The sequence below is a fragment of the Mucilaginibacter rubeus genome, from assembly GCF_014643835.1.
GTDB classification, from domain to species: domain Bacteria; phylum Bacteroidota; class Bacteroidia; order Sphingobacteriales; family Sphingobacteriaceae; genus Mucilaginibacter; species Mucilaginibacter rubeus.
Genome location: NZ_BMKD01000004.1, coordinates 242,459 through 259,500, shown reverse-complemented (window position 1 = coordinate 259,500; position 17,042 = coordinate 242,459). Strand labels below are relative to the sequence as shown.

Here is a 17,042-nt window from a genome sequence, read left to right as displayed (position 1 = left end):
GTTGAAAAAGATCCTTCTGATCATATCCTTATTGTTCCCGGGCATTTTCTGCAATGCCCAGGAACTAAGGACTGATATATCGGTACACGATCCGGTAATGACCCGGCAGGATAGTACGTATTACATCTTTTGTACGGGCAACGGCATTGCCATGTGGTCGTCGGCAGATAGGATACACTGGAAAGCCGAGAAACCAGTATTTGCCACACCTCCGCAATGGGCTCTTGACGCTATTGCTGGTTTTAAGGGACATATTTGGGCGCCGGATATTTCTTTTTACAACGGACAATATTTCCTTTTTTACTCGGTATCGGCATTTGGTAAAAATACTTCGGCTATTGGGGTAGCAACCAATACCACGCTTCATACTAATAATCCCAACTATAAATGGGTCGACCATGGTAAGGTGATCCAGTCTATCCCCGGCAAAACCAATTGGAATGCCATCGACCCCAATTTAATTACGGACAAAGACGGCACGCCATATTTGGTTTTTGGCTCATTTTGGGATGGTCTTAAACTGGTGAAACTGAATAAAGACAGGTTGAGCGTGGCAGAGGACCCTAATAACATCCCAACCATTGCTACACGTCGAAAAACAGCGTCAGAAAATCTCCCAGCTGTTGATGGTAACCCGGTTGATGCCGGCGGCAACGCCATTGAAGCGCCCTTTATATTTAAGCACGATAAATATTTCTACCTATTTGCTTCGATAGATTATTGCTGTAAAGGGCCGAAGAGCACTTACAAAATGATTATCGGGCGTTCAAAAACACTGAAAGGGCCATACCTGGATAAAGAAGGCATAGCCATGAACAAGGGCGGCGGCAGTATCCTGCTGGCAGGTGACACTAACTGGTATGGCGTGGGCCATAATGGCGTAAGTACTTTTGACGGTGTCGATTACATCATCTTCCATGGTTATGATGCAGCTGATAGGGGAATCTCGAAGTTAAGGGTTGAGAAATTGGATTGGGTTGATGGATGGCCGGTGATAAGGAAATGAGTGAAGTAGATTGAGTAAATCTATGTCATTGCGAGCGATAGCGTGGCAATCTCGTAGCTGATGTGTGTCCGATCTGCATAGTTACGAGATTGCTTCGTCGTTCCTCCTCGCAATGACATGGTTTTTATTTGGCAGGTTTAAGCGTCTCCGCTTGAACCATTTTCGTGTAAGCGTCCACGCTTACGTACCAGAAATGACTAATAACGTGAGCGTTGACGCTCACATTTTATATTATTCAAGCTCAAACGCTTGAACCTGCATTTGTTAACATTACAATATGAAAATATCACAATACCTGATCGCATTAGGCCTGGCATTTGGCAGCCTGACATACGCCAATGCCACAACCCGCGATACCACTTTCCATTCGGATGGTAATCCCATCATTAGACATAAATATACTGCTGATCCGGCGGCTATGGTTTATAAGGATAAGGTATACCTGTACACCGGCCATGATGAAGCTGCTCCCGGTCATAACGGCTATACTATGCACGACTGGACCTGCTTCACTACAACCGATATGGTGAACTGGACAGAGCATCCTTCGCCTATGAATGTTAAGGAGTTTAAATGGGCTAAGGATGATGCATGGGCTTCGCAGGTGATTGAACGGAACGGCAAGTTTTACTGGTATGTGGCTGTTGAACATGGCACTATTCATGGCAAAGCTATTGGCGTGGCGGTATCTGACAGTCCGTTGGGGCCGTTTAAGGATGCGCGCGGCAGTGCTTTGGTTACCAATGATATGACCAAAGCCGTTAAGCATTCCTGGGATGATATTGACCCAACAGTTATTATTGATAAAGACGGGCAGGCCTACCTGTTTTGGGGAAATGGCATTTGCTATTATGCTAAGCTAAAAAGCAACATGACCGAACTTGACGGCGAGATTAAAACCATCACCCTGCCGCATTACACCGAAGCGCCGTGGATCCACGAGCGTAACGGCTGGTATTATTTATCTTATGCTTATGAGTTTCCCGAAAAAACAGCGTATGCTATGAGCCGGAATATCAATGGCCCGTGGGGATATAAGGGGATCATTAACGAAATAGCTGGAAATTCTAATACCAATCACCAGGCTATTATTGAGTTTAAAGGCAAATGGTATTTTATATATCATAACGGGGCGTTAGTGCCTGACGCTGGCAGTTTCCACCGTTCCGTTTGCATTGATTATTTGTATTACAATAAAGATGGGAGCATAAAGCGGGTGATAATGACCAGCGAAGGGGTTAAGCCAGCCAAATAATTAGTCCCACTCAAGCCTTCCCCGGGTAGGTAGGGCTTTAAGGTTGTCCTGACATGATAGTCCAAAGGGCGAATTATTCCGGTTGATAAATACATAATTTAATGAAAAGTAATTTTACCAATTATTTTACTGATATTGCGTTGCTGAAGCAATATGGCCTGTAACCAGTTGGCTATGATTGCTTTGGTAAGAAACCAATTATAACAAAATATGATCATTAAAAATGTTTACTTATTACTTGCCGGACTTTTATTGGCCGGTTTTACTTCATGCAAAAAGAAAGAAGTTTTGCCGGGTAATTCCGGGAACGTTCCCGGTGATACGGTGATAAACACCGGAAAGGCGTTGCCGGCGGGTGCAAAAGACGGGGTTACCTTTATCAATTCGGGTAAATCGGTAATTTTTAACCTGTATGCGCCGGGCAAAAAATCCGTATCAGTAATAGGTGATTTTAACGGTTGGGATGTAAATGACACCAAGGCCGTGATGAACAACACACCCGATGGCAAACGCTGGTGGGTACAAATAGATAACATCGATCCCGCTGCTGAATATGGTTATCAGTTTTATATTGATAAATCATTGAAGGTAGCTGATCCATATACCGAAAAGGTGCTTGACCCTGATAACGATTCATACATTTCTTCAGATACCTATCCCAACTTAAAAAAGTATCCAACCGGGAAAACTACCGGTAATGTAAGCGTTTTTCAGGCCAATCAGCCTGCGTATAGCTGGAAAAACACCAGCTTTACCCGCCCCGATAAAAAGAACCTGGTTATTTATGAATTATTATTACGAGATTTTATTGATGCCCATAACTATCAAACCCTTACAGATACTTTGAAGTATCTCTCAAACCTGGGAGTTAATGCTATTGAACTGATGCCTTTTAATGAGTTTGAAGGTAATCTTTCATGGGGGTATAATCCGTCTTTTTATTTTGCGCCTGATAAATACTACGGTACCAAAAACGCCTTGAAAGCTTTTATTGATGAGTGCCACTCGCGGGGTATAGCGGTGATCCAGGATATGGTGCTTAATCATTCCTTTGGCCAATCACCAATGGTACAGATGTATTTTAATACAACAGCAGGTAAACCTGCGGCCAACAATCCCTGGTATAATGTGGATCCAACGCATCCTTACAATGTCGGTTACCAGTTTAACCATGAAAGCGCCGACACCAAATATTTTGTAAAAAACGTGCTCAAATTCTGGATGACGGAGTATAAGATAGATGGTTTCCGCTTTGACCTTTCAAAAGGTTTTACCCAGGTTAACTATGGCACGTCTGATGCAGCCGTGAACGCATGGAGCCAATATGATGCCAGTCGTGTAGCCATTTGGAAAGATTATAACAACTACATCAAAAGCATCGATAATAATAATTTCTACGTAATACTGGAACATTTTGCGGCTAACCAGGAAGAAAAAGAACTGGCCGGCGAAGGCATGATGCTTTGGAACAACCTGAACTATAATGCCAACGAAGCTACTATGGGCTGGCTAACCAACTCCAATTTTCAGGGTTTGTTTTATGATCAGCATACGTTTACGCAGCCGTATAACCTGGTAGGCTATTTTGAAAGCCATGATGAGGAACGCCTGCAGTTTAAAAATGAAAGTTATGGCAATGCGGTTGGCAGCTACAATGTAAAAGATAAAAACACAGGTTTGGCGCGCGAAGAAATGGCAGCCGCGTTCCTGTTCTCGGTTCCGGGGCCTAAGATGCTATGGCAGTTTGGGGAGCTTGGGTATGATGTAAGTATTAACCAGGGGGGCCGTACCAGCAATAAACCCATCTACTGGAACTATAATACCGATCCTAACAGGAGGCATTTATATGGTGTTTACGCTAAAATGATTAAGATGAAGGAAAAGAACGCTGTATTTGCCTCAACCAATTCTACTTATGACCTTGCCGGCCCTATTAAAACTATACAGTTAAAAGATGCCAGCGCGAATGTTGAGGTTGTTGGTAATTTTGACGTGGTGCCGCAAACCGGCAATATCAGCTTCCCGGCTACCGGAATCTGGTACGATAACATTACCAAAACCAGTATAAGTGTAACATCATTGCAATATTCCATGACGCTGAAACCCGGCGAATATCATGTTTACAGCAGTGTTCCTTTACAGCAATAACGAGGTTAAAACACTAAGTGTTAAGGCTTCAGGGAGTTGATAAATGCTGTTTTTACGACGTAGTTTTCAACAGGGAATTACACTTCCGAAAACTTTAAACGTGTAATGGCCTTATTTTTAATTGATTGTTAATAATTAATGTTACCTTTGTAGTAATTAAATAAAAATATAATGCAAGGAACAGTAAAATTCTTTAATGAAACCAAAGGTTTCGGATTTATTACGCCAACTAATGGTGGTGCCGAAGTTTTTGTACACGTATCAGGCCTGATCGACACTATCCGTGAAAACGATAGCGTTACCTACGATGTAGAGCAAGGCAAAAAAGGCTTAAATGCGGTAAATGTAAAAGTAGGTTAAACTATCAATTATATAAAAATCGTACAGCATCTGTTCAGCAATGGGCAGATGCTTTTTTTATACAATAAAAAAAGCCTAACGTATGCTATAAAACAGCTCCGTTAGGCAATAATTATATTCAACAGGGGAGTTTTCCTAAAAAGGCTTTACCATCTGCACTAAGGCATCAATAAATTTAGGTGCATCATTCAAACTCTCAACCAGTTGCACATGCTCACCGCCGAGGGCTTTAAATTCGTCACCATATTCGGTAGTTACTTCATATACGGTTTCAAGGCAGTCGGCTACAAAGGCGGGACAAAATACCAGGAGACGTTTTTTACCTTCGCCGGCCAGTTTGGCTACAATTTCGCTGGTGTAAGGCTGCACCCATGGGTCGTTGCCCAGGCGCGATTGAAAGCAGATGGTATATTTCTCTTTCGGAATGCCCATTTTTTCAGCTATCAGTTTCGCGGTATGGTGCGATTGTGCCGAATAGCAAAACCTGTTGACATCAGTAAGCGTTTCACAGCAGCCTGCAGATTTAAGGCAGGTATTATGAGTATGATCGGCTTTAATCAGTTGCCTTTGCGGCAGTCCGTGAAAGCTAAATAAAACATGATCGTACGTTTCAGGATTATATTTTTGAGCGTTATCAGCAAAAGTTTCAATCATCAGCTCATTATCATGGAAAGAGTTGATGAACGTAATATTTGGCGATGTTGGCCATTTGCCAACAATGTCCATCACCTTTTCATAAACAGACCCGGTACTGGCCGAAGCATACTGCGGAAACAAAGGGATTACCTGGATACTTTCAACAAGGGCTGCTTTCAACTTCTCCAAAGCCGATTCGATAGAAGGGTTTTGGTAACGCATAGCCAGCTCAACCATATAGTCATCGCCAAGGCGCTGTTGCAAAGCTTTTTGTTGTAAAATACTGTAATGTAATAGTGGTGAGCCGGTTTTAGGGTCCCAGATGGCCTGGTACAATTTGGCCGATTTAGGTGCTCTGAACGGAACGATAAGGCCTTTAACTAAAAGAGTACGTGAAATGGCCCCGATATCAATAACCCGCGGATCCATCAAAAACTCATTCAAATAACGCTTTACATCTGCTGTGCTGGGGCTATCCGGGGTGCCCAGGTTAACCAGTAAAATTCCTTTTTTAGCCATAACTGTAAGCGCAAAAATAGCAAAAAATGCCCCGTAAGTTATGACGGTGGTCACAATTTACAAATAAATGAGGTGTAAGGTTTATTTATTCCCTGTCACAGTATACTCCCGTTATTATAGGGGACGAAGCAATCCCCAGCTTTGCCGGGAGATTTGCACGATTACCTGTCTGTTTGAGAGGATTGTTCGTGTTTTTATTATGATGTGATTGTAATGTGTTGATTATTAAGGCTTTTTTGAATGGATTTCATGATATCGGCGTTGCCTGCGGCCCGGGCTTTACGCTGCAAATCCTCGCCTTGCCTGTACGCACTGAGGCCTGCACAAGGCTGTGGGTTTTCCGCTGCAATCCCTAACGCAGCCCTGCGCAACATCCCTAAAATATATTTTATACATCATTACGATTTTTTCCGAGCTTAATAGTGGATACGATGACGAGCAGCGGATTATGGATTGGTTAATCTGTGTTTTTCGGCAACGGAGCTTTCCACAGCCTCCACCACGGTACACCCGGCGATTCATGGTGCTCATAATGATAGCCAAAAAAATAGCAGCTAAAAAATGCAGCCAAATGATTACGGCGCTGGCTCCGGGCAAAGTGCCGGTTATTGTGTTCGCCTTTATGGGGTTGATATGTACCGAAGTAAAATAACTGTAATGTGCTCAGCAATGATGGTACAACCCAAAACATAATGAGGTTTGGCTGTGGGATCCAGATCTTCAGGATATTAAATACAACAGCCATCACCACAATTTGCCATATGGACAGGTAATTGCGGATAAATTGTACATACCATGCAAAAAAGCTGCCCTGATGATAATCCGGATCTTCATGGGTATGTACGTGGCTATGGTGCCTGTGGTGTTTGGTGTATAATTGCGGGTACCAGAACGAGGCATATAGGAACGTGCTGAGGTAACCCACAAAGTTATTTAAGCCCTTATCAGGCGAAACTGTACCATGCATAGCATCATGTGCGGTGATGAACAGCCCGGTATAAAGGTGCATTTGCACCAGCATCAGTACATAAACAAGAGGATTGCCGAAGCTGAAATGCCATTGCATCAGCAATGTAATGCTTGTTGCCCAGCAGCCAATTACCAGCGCGGCCACAAATAAACCAATATTTGACGGACTTTTTTGCATGTTACCTATTACAGCAAAAAGCGTGCTGTTAAAAGCTTTCTATAGCGGCTTTTACTTTCTGCATCAGCCACATGGGGGTTGACGTTGCACCGGCAATACCAATGGTATCATTTGGCGCAAACATGTTTTTATCCAGTTCGTCGGTTGAGGATATGAAGTAAGTATTGCGGTTGTGCTTGCGGCATACTTCATACAATACCTTACCGTTTGAAGATTTCTTGCCCGATACAAAAACAATCTTATCAAAGCGCGTTGCAAATTTGGGCAGGTCTTTATCCCGGTTACTTACCTGGCGGCAAATAGTATCATTAGCCTTAAGGGCGTAGCCGCGTGAAATAAGCTCATCTTTAACCGAGTAGAATTTATCCATACTCTTGGTGGTTTGGCTATACAACGTAATGTTGTGCGGCAGTTCTACATTGTCAAGCTCGGCAATATCCTGGAAAACTATCGCTTCATCATTGGTTTGTCCCTGCAGGCCAACCACTTCTGCGTGACCGTGCTTGCCAAAAATCAGGATCTTCTCGTTCGAGTCATATGAGGTTTTGATGCGGTTTTGTAGTTTAAGCACTACCGGACATGAGGCATCAATAAGGGTGATGTTATTCTCTAAAGCCGTACGGTAGGTGTCGGGAGCTTCACCATGGGCACGGATGAGCACCTTTTCATTACGGAGATCTTTAAGCTGGCCGTGTTCAATGATACGCAGGCCTTTTGCTTTAAGGCGTTCAACTTCCTCGTCATTATGCACAATATCGCCAAGGCAGTACAGGTAGCCATCTTCTTCTAAAATCTCCTCAGCCATATCAATGGCATAAACCACCCCAAAGCAAAAGCCCGAATCCTGGTCAATAGTAACCTTTAACTGATAATCTCCCATGGTGCTGCTAATTTACGGCAAAAATAACCGTTGATTGTAATGATTGCGTTGATTTTGATGATTATTATATCACTAAATAGTTGATCCCTTAGCTCAATACATCAAATTCAAGACAGCAAAAAATATAAATTGTGCAATCAGTAATGCCGGACCAACAATAGCTTGCCGCTTAAATTTAAACTGCTCAAATATAAAAAGCAGCAATGCACTCAGCGCAAACCAGCAAACATAGTTTTTAAACGGAACGCCGGCATCCAGCCAGTGCCAGTAATCAAAATGTATGGCAATGGGCTCAATCAGTACATCGAGCAAGGTAAGGACCATAGATCCCGTAAATATCCTTACCCAGGTATTTTGAAGCCTGCTTCGCTGCAGGATAACCCCCGCGGCATAGATCAGCAGGAACCAATTTACCCCGATCATCAGGGGGATTTCAAATAGTTTGATGCCAAGTGTGCTGCCATACTGATAATGCCCGAAGAGCCAACCGGTATGTACACCGATATATTCGGCCAGGAAGCCGATGCCGAAGGCGGTCAATGCAAACAGCAGAAACCTGCTGTCAAAATTGTCATAACTATAAACGATAATCCCAAGCATCAATAGTAAATGCCATGGTACCAGGGTTATAAATAATACGGTTAATGAGGGGATAATAAAGCCTGCCAACCCTACCAAATGAAACAGGAAAATAACTATGATACAGATCTTGTTTTTTGCCCGGACAGAATTATCGGATGCTATGGGTCTCAAATTTTTCGCCCTTTCCACATCGTGGTTTTGGTAAGATACCTTTGGATGGATAAAACAGCCACAATCAGCAGGCTAAACATTTGAGCAGGATGTAAAAGGATGTTATACTCCGCTTTTTGACCGGCCGAAAGGGAGATCATGATCCGCGTAAGAAAAATAAGGCCTGCGGTAAAAAGTATCAGCGGCATGTTCAGGGTTGTCAGGATAATCAGCGGACCGGCAATAGTGATGGTAATGTACACCAAAAAACCAATGATGCTGTAGTTAAACGCCGCCAGGAAATTTTTACTGAACCCGTTTATAGCTTCGCCATAGCCCCGGTACATGCGGCAGCTGATCATGCCGTTGGCCAGCAGTGCCTCACCATTATAACGCTCTGCTTTTATGAGGCGCATGATCTCCACGTCTTCCACCACCTTGTTTTTTACCGCTTTGTGCCATTGGTGTTTATGATAAATGGCAGCATCAAACAACATAAACTGCCCGCTGGCGGCTGCTACTGAGGCGTTTTTTAATATATATACCAGGCGTAAAGGCAGCAGGTTTAGCAATATGAAATGCATGAGAGGTACTACCAGGTTCTCGCCAAAGGTAAGCATGGTTTGATTGCTGAACAGGCTTAGTAAACCCAGCTGGTGCAAATGCATACGGTGTACCGCGCTGTTGATAAGGCGGTTACTAACTTGTTCGTCAGCATCCAAAAACAGCAGGTATTTACCATCGGCCTGTTTAGCCATTTGATGGCAGGCGTAATTTTTTCCCATCCAGCCATCCGGTAATTTACCTCCCTTTAACACCCTGAAATGAGGGTGACCGGCGGCAAATTCAGTACAAACCTGATAAGTATCATCGCTTGAATCATCGTCATAAATAATAACCTCGTAGTTGTTATAATCTTGCTGATGAATGGAATTTAACAGGGTTAATATGTTTTCGGCCTCGTTACGTGCAGGGATCAGGATAGAAACTTTATCCGAATAATACCGCCCTATATGGGGCAGCTTAGGGTTGGAGATATAATTGAATAGCGTTACCGCAAACCTGAGTATGATAAAAAAGAGGGTTATTAATATAGCTATGGTCACTTTTTATATATCAAATTCGGTTTGCAGCGCTTTAGAGGCTTCATAATGCCTTTGGTAAGCCTCTTGTAATTTACTTATGCTTTTACCGGTGTAATTTTCTGGTTCGTTTTTTAAATAAACGGTTGCCGTTGCCTTTTTATGTTTAAAGTATTGAATAAAAGTTGAAGCAAAAACGAGCTGGAAATTCCCGTTTGCTTTTTCAATGATCCTCATAACCCCCTTTTCAAAGTGTATGCCGGTAACAAAGTTAGCATACAGTTTGCCCTGCGGAAACATCAAAACCAAATTTACCGGATCGGTAAGCAATCCGGCAGCATAGTCAAGTGATTGGATGATACTTTTTGAATCTTTTTTTACCGAAAAAGCACCTACATATTTCAGGAAGCGCTCGTTACGGGCAGTCTCTTCCAGGATCATGACATGTAACTTTTTCTTCAGCAATTTATCGTTTACGCAATATAATATCAACCCATCCCAAAAACTAAAATGGTTGCCTATCAGCAGCACCGATTTGTTTTTATCAATCACAATATCGTTAAACAATAGTTCATGAAACGTTTTGCCAACTATCCATTTAATATAATAATGGACAATACGGTTCATGAAAAAGTTTTCTTTATTGCGGATCATATTTTACACGAATGTATTGCATGTCGGCTACAATTTTATCGAATTACACGAAATTTGCTGATGGCTTATCAAATGGAATTAGCACCAATTCGAAACAATTCAGGAAATTAGTGTCAATTAATTAGTGCTCCATATTGATCTGGTTCTTCAACGCTTGCTGATGCGCGTTATTAATGTTCTCCTTCAACTGCTCAAAACTAAGTTCGCCGGCAACACCTAAATCAAACAAATGAACATAGGCACGGGGCTTCAGGCTTTCAAAGTAATCGATCAGGGTACAATGATAAACCACCTGACAGGGGCCTTTTATCTGTCGCATCAGTTTATAAACACCGGTTTCAACACGGATATGCGTTTCATGGTTTGAATAGAGCTCGCCCTGTGGAAATATCACGATGAGGTTATCAGGATCATTTAATATCCCGGCCGAGTAACTGAGCGAGTCGAGTATTGCCCTTGACCCTTTTTGAATAGAGTAAGCACCAATGTATCGAAAATAACGATGCTGATCGAACTGGTCCTGCTGCATCATGATGTAGAATTGCTTTTTAAGATCATAAACAGCTGTCCGGTTAGCAATGAAACCATCCCACCAGCTAAAATGATTGGTCAAAAGCAATATTGAATGGCCGGGGCGTGGCTCAAAGGGCTGTACATTAACCTCTTTAAAATTACGACCGATCCACCATTTTACGCAACGGATGAATAGTTTACTCCAAAATTTCTTTTTACGCGAAGGTACCATGTTTATTTAACTAAATACTCGTCAAGTGCCTTTGTAACCAACCAGTGCCCAAGTTCAATTTCATGCACTTCGGCATTATGGAGCATTCCTAAAAATGGCATTGCCGCCGATTTAGGGAAAAGCTTATCATGCCTGCCAAATATCAGCAAACATTTAATTTTATGCTGATTGATTAGTTGTGCTACTTTCTGCACATCAGGCTTTAACTGCCTGATCAAATTTAGGGTATAATAGGTGTCAAGCCGTTTTTGTTCGGTATCAATTTCATTATAAGCTATGCGGTAAAGGCTTTCGTCAATAGCGCCAACGGTTTTCATGCTTTTAACTAAAAAAGGCGCCAGCCATTTGCTTTTTGTGGCCGTACGGAAAATTGCGCGTCCAAGCTTATTATGCAATATAAAATGAAAGCCTTTAAATACAGCCAGGCCATCAGGGGCCATTAAAATGATATCATCGATCATATCGGCATATTCTTCAACCAATATCAGGGCCAGGTTGGCGCCTATAGAATAACCCATTACCGAAAAACGTTGTCGGCCGTAAAGCTTAAACCATTCTTCCATGTAGCTGCGTACCATGGTTTTGGGCATCCCGGCCACGATCTGTTGTTCTGTCCAGCCATCCAGCCTGCTTTCGCCATGAAAAAAGTGATCGAAACCATAGATATGATATTGGGGTAGGATAGATTGATCAAGTACATGAAACTGCTTCCCTGTCATGCCATAGCCATGAAAGGCCAGCAGCGGCTTTTGACCGGTACCATACTCGTGAAAATGTGCTTTGCCCAAGCCGGGCAGATGTAAAAACCCCATTAAGGCAATATTAAGAATTTATGGCTTTTGTACAGTAAACAACCATGTTTTGTTTTGAATGATGGAATAGTCTTTTTATAAAATTGTCATTTCGATGAACGGCGGAGGGGGCGAAGCGGGGCGTGAAGAGAAATCTTCTGCTTCCTGCAATCCACCATACATGGTTTACTTACCGGGTGTACAAAATTTCTCACTCGTTCCTCATATCATAAATGGCATCTTTTATTTATTGATATACTTTATGATCATCTCCGTCGCCCCCACATTTTCCTTCACATAATTGAATACCTTTTTACGGGTAATATTATAAAACGCCTCGTCATTAACCAGTGTGTCAACAATATCTTTTAATTCTGTTTCATTGCTGATGCTAAAACCAGCTTTAATGGCTATAAGTTCCTTGGCTTCGTTAAATTTCTGATAATTAGGGCCAAAAATAACCGGCAGACCGAACGCGGCTGCCTCCAGGGTATTATGAATTCCCACACCAAAGCCGCCACCTATGTAAGCAACGTCGGCATAAGCATAAAGCGATGAAAGCATGCCAATATTATCTATCACCAGCGATTGAAGATTGTTAGATGTAAGCGATTGATTAATAAAATCTCCCGACTTCAGACCTTCGGCTTCGGTTTTTAGCTGTGAAAACGTGATGGCTTTTCCTTCCGGAAGCAGCTCTATCAAGTTATTGATCTTTTCTTCCGGTATTTCATGCGGAGCGAAGATGAATTTCCAGTTGGGATATTGGATTACCAGTTTAGCCAGGAAGGCTTCATCTTGCGGCCAGGTGCTGCCCGCGATAAACAGTTTGTGCCCGTTTTTAAATTCTTCAATCAGGGGCAATTGTTTAGGATTTTGTGCATTGGCCCAAACGCGGTCAAAACGGGTATCACCACTCACCGATGTATTGGTAATGCCTATGTTTTCCAATAGCTGCTTAGACCTGTTATCCTGTAAAAAAAAGTGGCTTACCAGGCTTAATATTTTGCGGTTAAAACCGCCATACCATTTAAAAAACACCTGTTCGGGTCTGAAGATGCCCGATACGATATACAGGGGGATGTTACGCTTGTTTGCTTCATTAAAAAAATGGAACCAGTACTCGTATTTAGTAAAAATGACAATTTCGGGGTTAATGGCATCAATAAACCTGCGGGCGTTTCGGGCGGTATCCAAAGGCAAGTAGTAAACATAGTCGGCCAATGGGGTGTTTTTCCTGATCTCATATCCCGAAGGAGAAAAAAAAGTGATTACTATTTTCTTTACGGGATGTAAATTTCTCATAGCTTCCAGTATGGGCCTTCCTTGCTCAAATTCGCCAAGTGAAGCAAAATGAAACCAAACACTGCTATCCATACGTACAAAAACAATGTTTTTACGTCCTGCAATCCAAAGTTTTGCCTTGTTGTTAAATAGCGAGGCAAAACGGATAAAAAGGGAATATAATTTGATACCTATATTATATAATAACATCAATTTTAACGCTGAATGATTATCTTAGCCGGGCATAAAAGTAATAACAATAATTACAATATTAGTTTTATGGCCCGCCCGGTGCTATAATAAGCTGGTTATATGGTTGATCATACAAATATTGCTAACCTTAATTTAAAACACATTTAACACTATGAAAATTGCAGTAATTGGCACAGGCTATGTGGGCCTGGTAACGGGAACTTGTTTAGCCGAAACGGGAAATGAAGTAACCTGTGTAGATATTGTGGAAGAAAAAGTAAACAAGATGCGGAATGGCGAGATGCCGATCTATGAACCGGGTCTTGATATTTTATTTCTGCGTAACATTAAACAGGAAAGGCTAACCTTTACCACTAATCTTGCCGAAGCAATAGCCCCGGCCAAAGTGATCTTTTTGGCGTTACCAACGCCTCCGGGAGCCGATGGAGCAGCCGATTTGAGTTATGTGCTTGGCGCGGCAAAAGATATAGCCAAACTGATCACCGAATATAAAGTGATCGTAACCAAATCAACGGTACCGGTAGGTACGGCAGATAAGGTAACCGCAGTGATGAAAGCCAATACCGATGTTCCCTTCGCTGTAGTATCCAACCCCGAGTTTTTACGCGAAGGTGTAGCTGTAGAAGATTTCATGAAACCGGATAGGGTAGTGATCGGTACAACGGATGAAAAAGCCCGCCAGGTAATGGGCGATTTATATGCACCCTACGTGCGCCAGGGCAACCCTATATTATATATGGACGAACGCTCATCCGAGCTAACCAAATATGCAGCCAACTCATTTTTAGCCACCAAGATCACGTTCATGAACGAGATTGCAAACATGTGCGAGCTGGTGGGGGCGGATGTGGATATGGTACGCAAGGGGGTAGGGGCAGATGGCCGCATTGGCAAACGCTTCCTTTTCCCGGGTGTAGGTTATGGGGGCAGCTGTTTTCCTAAAGATGTGCAGGCCCTGTCTAAAGCAGCCGAAGAAAATAAATACGACTTCAAGATCCTCAACTCGGTGATGGAAGTGAACGAAACTCAGAAGAAACGGCTGGTAGTTAAAATGCGTGAATATTATGGTGAAGGTGGACTGAAAGGAAAACATTTTGCCCTGTGGGGACTGGCTTTTAAACCGGAGACCGACGATATCCGCGAAGCACCGGCACTGTACATTATCGATGAGCTATTAGCAGCCGGGGCAACAGTAACCGCCTACGACCCGGAAGGCATGCCAAACGTTAAGAAACTACTTGGCGATAAGATAAGCTATGCCACCAATCGGTACAATGCCCTTGATGATGCAGATGCTCTGTTGATTGTGACCGAATGGCCGGTATTCCGTACGCCAGACTTTGACTTTATGAAGGAAAAGCTGAAGTCGCCGGTGATCTTTGACGGGCGTAACCTGTATGACCTGGACAGGATGAAGGAATATGGGTTTTATTATAACAGTATAGGCCGTAAAATAGTAGCAATATGACAGAAAGAAAAAGAATCCTGATTACAGGAGCGGCCGGTTTTTTAGGCTCGCACCTGTGCGACAGGTTTATTAAGGAAGATTATCATGTGATCGGGATGGATAACCTGATCACCGGCGATTTGAGGAATATAGAACATTTGTTCAAACTGGAGAACTTTGAGTTTTATAATCATGACGTATCCAAGTTTGTTTATGTACCGGGCGAACTGCATTATATCCTGCATTTTGCCTCACCGGCCAGCCCGATAGATTATCTGAAAATTCCGATCCAGACATTGAAAGTAGGCTCACTGGGAACCCATAACCTGCTGGGACTGGCCCGGAACAAGAAGGCACGGATGCTGATCGCCTCCACCTCGGAAGTATACGGCGATCCGAACATCAACCCTCAGCCAGAGGAATATTGGGGTAATGTAAACCCGGTAGGCCCGAGAGGGGTGTATGATGAAGCCAAAAGATTCCAGGAAGCTATTACCATGGCTTACCATACCTTCCACGGGTTGGAAACCAGGATCGTTAGGATTTTCAATACTTATGGCCCAAGGATGCGACTGAATGATGGAAGGGTGTTACCGGCTTTTATAGGGCAGGCACTGCGGGGCGAACCGCTGACGATGTTTGGCGACGGCTCACAAACGCGGTCGTTTTGCTATGTAGATGACCTGATAGAAGGGATCTACAGATTATTGCACAGCGATTACGCCCAGCCGGTGAATATCGGCAACCCTGATGAAATCACTATAAAACAATTTGGCGAGGAGATTATTAAGCTGACGGGCACCAACCAGGAGCTGATCAGCCTGCCTTTGCCAACAGACGATCCGAAGCAACGCCGCCCGGATATTACCAAGGCCAAAGCTATATTAGGCTGGGAGCCAAAAGTATCCAGGAGTGAAGGTTTGAAGATCACCTTAGAATACTTCAAGTCGTTGCCCGAACATGAAATAAACCATAAAGACTTTACCTATTACAATAAGTAAGGGTAACCAGGCCGGAAATTAATTTTTTTGGCCTTTTTTATAATATAAAAGCGGATGAATTGTCACAATCTGCTTACTTTGCCGAACATTCAAACATACTCTCTATTTAAACCATGAAAATATTAGTAACAGGCGGTTTGGGTTTTATTGGTTCGCACACCGTTGTTGAGCTGGTTAACGCGGGGTATGACCCCATTATCGTTGACGACCTGTCGAACTCGGATCCTAAAATATTAGATCAGCTTACAAAGATCTTAGGCTTTACCCCGGTATTTCATAAGCTTGATCTTTGCGATGAAGCCGCCGTTAGATCACTTGCACTCGCCGAACCCGAAATAGGTGGTATCATCCACTTCGCAGCCTTTAAAGCGGTGGGCGAATCGGTAAAAAAACCGATGAAATACTATCGGAATAATTTCTATTCGCTTATCAATCTGCTCGAAGCTTATTACGGTAAGGCTATCAATTTTGTATTTTCATCAAGCTGCACAGTTTACGGACAGCCCGAAAAATTACCCGTTACTGAGAATGCCCCGGTGCAACCTGCACAATCGCCATATGGTAATACCAAGCAAATAGCCGAAGAAATTTTGGTTGATATGGTAAATTCCGGCAGCGATTATAAAGTGATTTCGTTGCGTTATTTTAACCCTGTGGGTGCCCATGAGTCTGCTTTGATTGGGGAGTTGCCAATAGGAGTGCCACAAAACCTGGTGCCTTTTATTACACAAACTGCCATCGGCAAACGCGAAAAAATAACCGTTTTTGGTAATGATTATAACACGCCTGATGGTAGCTGCATCCGCGATTATATTCACGTAGTTGATTTAGCGAAAGCCCACGTTGCCGCGTTAAGGCTTGCCGAAAAAGACGAATTTAAAGGTTATGATGTATTTAACCTGGGTACAGGCAACGGCACTTCAGTGTTGGAAGTAATTCATGCTTTTGAAAGCACAACAGGCGAAAAACTGAACTATGAAATTGGCCCGCGCCGTGAAGGTGACGTAGAGCAGGTTTGGGGCGATGTTACTAAATCATCAACCAAACTTGGCTGGACAGCAAAACTGGGTATTGGCGAAATGATGTCGTCGGCCTGGGAGTGGGAAAAATATATTGCTCAAAATCCGTTCAATTAATATCAA

At 43.0% G+C, this 17,042-nt stretch carries 16 protein-coding genes; 7 read left to right on the top strand and 9 right to left on the bottom strand.

Translation table 11 applies throughout. The annotated features are described in order from the left end of the window. Position 1 precedes the first annotated feature (1 nt). The 4 genes from IEX80_RS15075 to IEX80_RS15060 all read left to right on the top strand — a co-directional run bounded on the left by IEX80_RS15075 (position 2) and on the right by IEX80_RS15060 (position 4,769). The gene (locus tag IEX80_RS15075; protein WP_229701641.1) at positions 2-1,006 is read left to right on the top strand and encodes an arabinan endo-1,5-alpha-L-arabinosidase; all 1,005 of its coding nucleotides are present in this window, start codon (positions 2-4) and stop codon (positions 1,004-1,006) included. Positions 1,007-1,283: 277 nt separating this feature from the next. After that, positions 1,284-2,261 carry a glycoside hydrolase family 43 protein gene (locus IEX80_RS15070; RefSeq protein ID WP_188833365.1) on the top strand — a complete coding sequence of 326 codons (978 nt, stop codon included), beginning with the start codon at positions 1,284-1,286 and terminating at the stop codon, positions 2,259-2,261. 210 nt (positions 2,262-2,471) lie between these two features. Further along, the gene (locus tag IEX80_RS15065; RefSeq protein WP_188833364.1) at positions 2,472-4,409 is read left to right on the top strand and encodes an alpha-amylase family glycosyl hydrolase; all 1,938 of its coding nucleotides are present in this window, start codon (positions 2,472-2,474) and stop codon (positions 4,407-4,409) included. A 168-nt stretch (positions 4,410-4,577) separates the two neighbouring features. After that, positions 4,578-4,769 (top strand): cold-shock protein, encoded by a 192-nt coding sequence (locus tag IEX80_RS15060; protein ID WP_090528875.1) that lies wholly within the window; start codon positions 4,578-4,580, stop codon positions 4,767-4,769. A 135-nt stretch (positions 4,770-4,904) separates the two neighbouring features. Here IEX80_RS15060 and hemH read toward each other — a convergent pair whose 3' ends face one another. From hemH to IEX80_RS15015, 9 genes are all read right to left on the bottom strand, one after another. Then, a complete protein-coding gene (hemH, locus tag IEX80_RS15055) occupies positions 4,905-5,924 on the bottom strand; it encodes a ferrochelatase (protein WP_188833363.1) in 1,020 nt (339 codons plus the stop codon). A 457-nt stretch (positions 5,925-6,381) separates the two neighbouring features. Then, on the bottom strand, positions 6,382-7,071 hold the full coding sequence (locus IEX80_RS15050; RefSeq protein ID WP_188833362.1) for a fatty acid desaturase: 690 nt from the start codon (positions 7,069-7,071) through the stop codon (positions 6,382-6,384). A gap of 28 nt (positions 7,072-7,099) precedes the next feature. Next, positions 7,100-7,951, bottom strand: coding sequence for a 4-hydroxy-3-methylbut-2-enyl diphosphate reductase (locus IEX80_RS15045; RefSeq protein WP_188833361.1), 852 nt, complete (start codon positions 7,949-7,951; stop codon positions 7,100-7,102). A 93-nt stretch (positions 7,952-8,044) separates the two neighbouring features. Beyond that, the gene (locus IEX80_RS15040) at positions 8,045-8,722 is read right to left on the bottom strand and encodes a carotenoid biosynthesis protein (RefSeq protein WP_188833360.1); all 678 of its coding nucleotides are present in this window, start codon (positions 8,720-8,722) and stop codon (positions 8,045-8,047) included. Continuing rightward, positions 8,701-9,789 (bottom strand): glycosyltransferase family 2 protein, encoded by a 1,089-nt coding sequence (locus IEX80_RS15035; RefSeq protein WP_188833359.1) that lies wholly within the window; start codon positions 9,787-9,789, stop codon positions 8,701-8,703. The genes IEX80_RS15040 and IEX80_RS15035 overlap by 22 nt, the downstream gene beginning before the upstream one ends. A 3-nt stretch (positions 9,790-9,792) precedes the next feature. After that, complete coding sequence (locus IEX80_RS15030) at positions 9,793-10,419, bottom strand: 1-acyl-sn-glycerol-3-phosphate acyltransferase (RefSeq protein WP_090528862.1); 627 nt, start codon at positions 10,417-10,419, stop codon at positions 9,793-9,795. A 121-nt stretch (positions 10,420-10,540) separates the two neighbouring features. Continuing rightward, complete coding sequence (locus tag IEX80_RS15025; protein WP_112652761.1) at positions 10,541-11,164, bottom strand: lysophospholipid acyltransferase family protein; 624 nt, start codon at positions 11,162-11,164, stop codon at positions 10,541-10,543. Positions 11,165-11,166: 2 nt separating this feature from the next. Next, positions 11,167-11,976: an alpha/beta fold hydrolase gene (locus IEX80_RS15020; protein ID WP_176628010.1), complete on the bottom strand. Its 810-nt coding sequence runs from the start codon at positions 11,974-11,976 to the stop codon at positions 11,167-11,169. A 222-nt stretch (positions 11,977-12,198) separates the two neighbouring features. Further along, positions 12,199-13,449, bottom strand: coding sequence for a 3-deoxy-D-manno-octulosonic acid transferase (locus IEX80_RS15015; RefSeq protein WP_308421694.1), 1,251 nt, complete (start codon positions 13,447-13,449; stop codon positions 12,199-12,201). Between the two features lie 154 nt (positions 13,450-13,603). On the opposite strand from IEX80_RS15015, the gene IEX80_RS15010 reads away from it, so the two are divergent. From IEX80_RS15010 to galE, 3 genes are all read left to right on the top strand, one after another. Beyond that, on the top strand, positions 13,604-14,920 hold the full coding sequence (locus tag IEX80_RS15010) for a UDP-glucose dehydrogenase family protein (RefSeq protein ID WP_090528852.1): 1,317 nt from the start codon (positions 13,604-13,606) through the stop codon (positions 14,918-14,920). Continuing rightward, entirely contained in the window at positions 14,917-15,900 is a 984-nt protein-coding gene (locus tag IEX80_RS15005; protein ID WP_091165770.1) for a UDP-glucuronic acid decarboxylase family protein, read from the top strand. The genes IEX80_RS15010 and IEX80_RS15005 overlap by 4 nt, the downstream gene beginning before the upstream one ends. Positions 15,901-16,013: 113 nt before the next feature. Then, a complete protein-coding gene (gene galE, locus IEX80_RS15000) occupies positions 16,014-17,036 on the top strand; it encodes a UDP-glucose 4-epimerase GalE (RefSeq protein WP_091165775.1) in 1,023 nt (340 codons plus the stop codon). Positions 17,037-17,042: the final 6 nt, after the last annotated feature.

Coding starts and splice junctions, on each gene's coding strand:
- IEX80_RS15065 (WP_188833364.1), top strand. CDS start 2,472: ATGATCATTAAAAATGTTTACTTATTACTTGCCGGACTTTTATTGGCC.
- IEX80_RS15045 (WP_188833361.1), bottom strand. CDS start 7,951: ATGGGAGATTATCAGTTAAAGGTTACTATTGACCAGGATTCGGGCTTT.
- IEX80_RS15010 (WP_090528852.1), top strand. CDS start 13,604: ATGAAAATTGCAGTAATTGGCACAGGCTATGTGGGCCTGGTAACGGGA.
- IEX80_RS15025 (WP_112652761.1), bottom strand. CDS start 11,164: ATGGTACCTTCGCGTAAAAAGAAATTTTGGAGTAAACTATTCATCCGT.
- IEX80_RS15005 (WP_091165770.1), top strand. CDS start 14,917: ATGACAGAAAGAAAAAGAATCCTGATTACAGGAGCGGCCGGTTTTTTA.
- IEX80_RS15020 (WP_176628010.1), bottom strand. CDS start 11,976: ATGGGGTTTTTACATCTGCCCGGCTTGGGCAAAGCACATTTTCACGAG.
- IEX80_RS15050 (WP_188833362.1), bottom strand. CDS start 7,071: ATGCAAAAAAGTCCGTCAAATATTGGTTTATTTGTGGCCGCGCTGGTA.
- IEX80_RS15015 (WP_308421694.1), bottom strand. CDS start 13,449: ATGTTATTATATAATATAGGTATCAAATTATATTCCCTTTTTATCCGT.
- hemH (WP_188833363.1), bottom strand. CDS start 5,924: ATGGCTAAAAAAGGAATTTTACTGGTTAACCTGGGCACCCCGGATAGC.
- IEX80_RS15030 (WP_090528862.1), bottom strand. CDS start 10,419: ATGATCCGCAATAAAGAAAACTTTTTCATGAACCGTATTGTCCATTAT.
- IEX80_RS15070 (WP_188833365.1), top strand. CDS start 1,284: ATGAAAATATCACAATACCTGATCGCATTAGGCCTGGCATTTGGCAGC.
- galE (WP_091165775.1), top strand. CDS start 16,014: ATGAAAATATTAGTAACAGGCGGTTTGGGTTTTATTGGTTCGCACACC.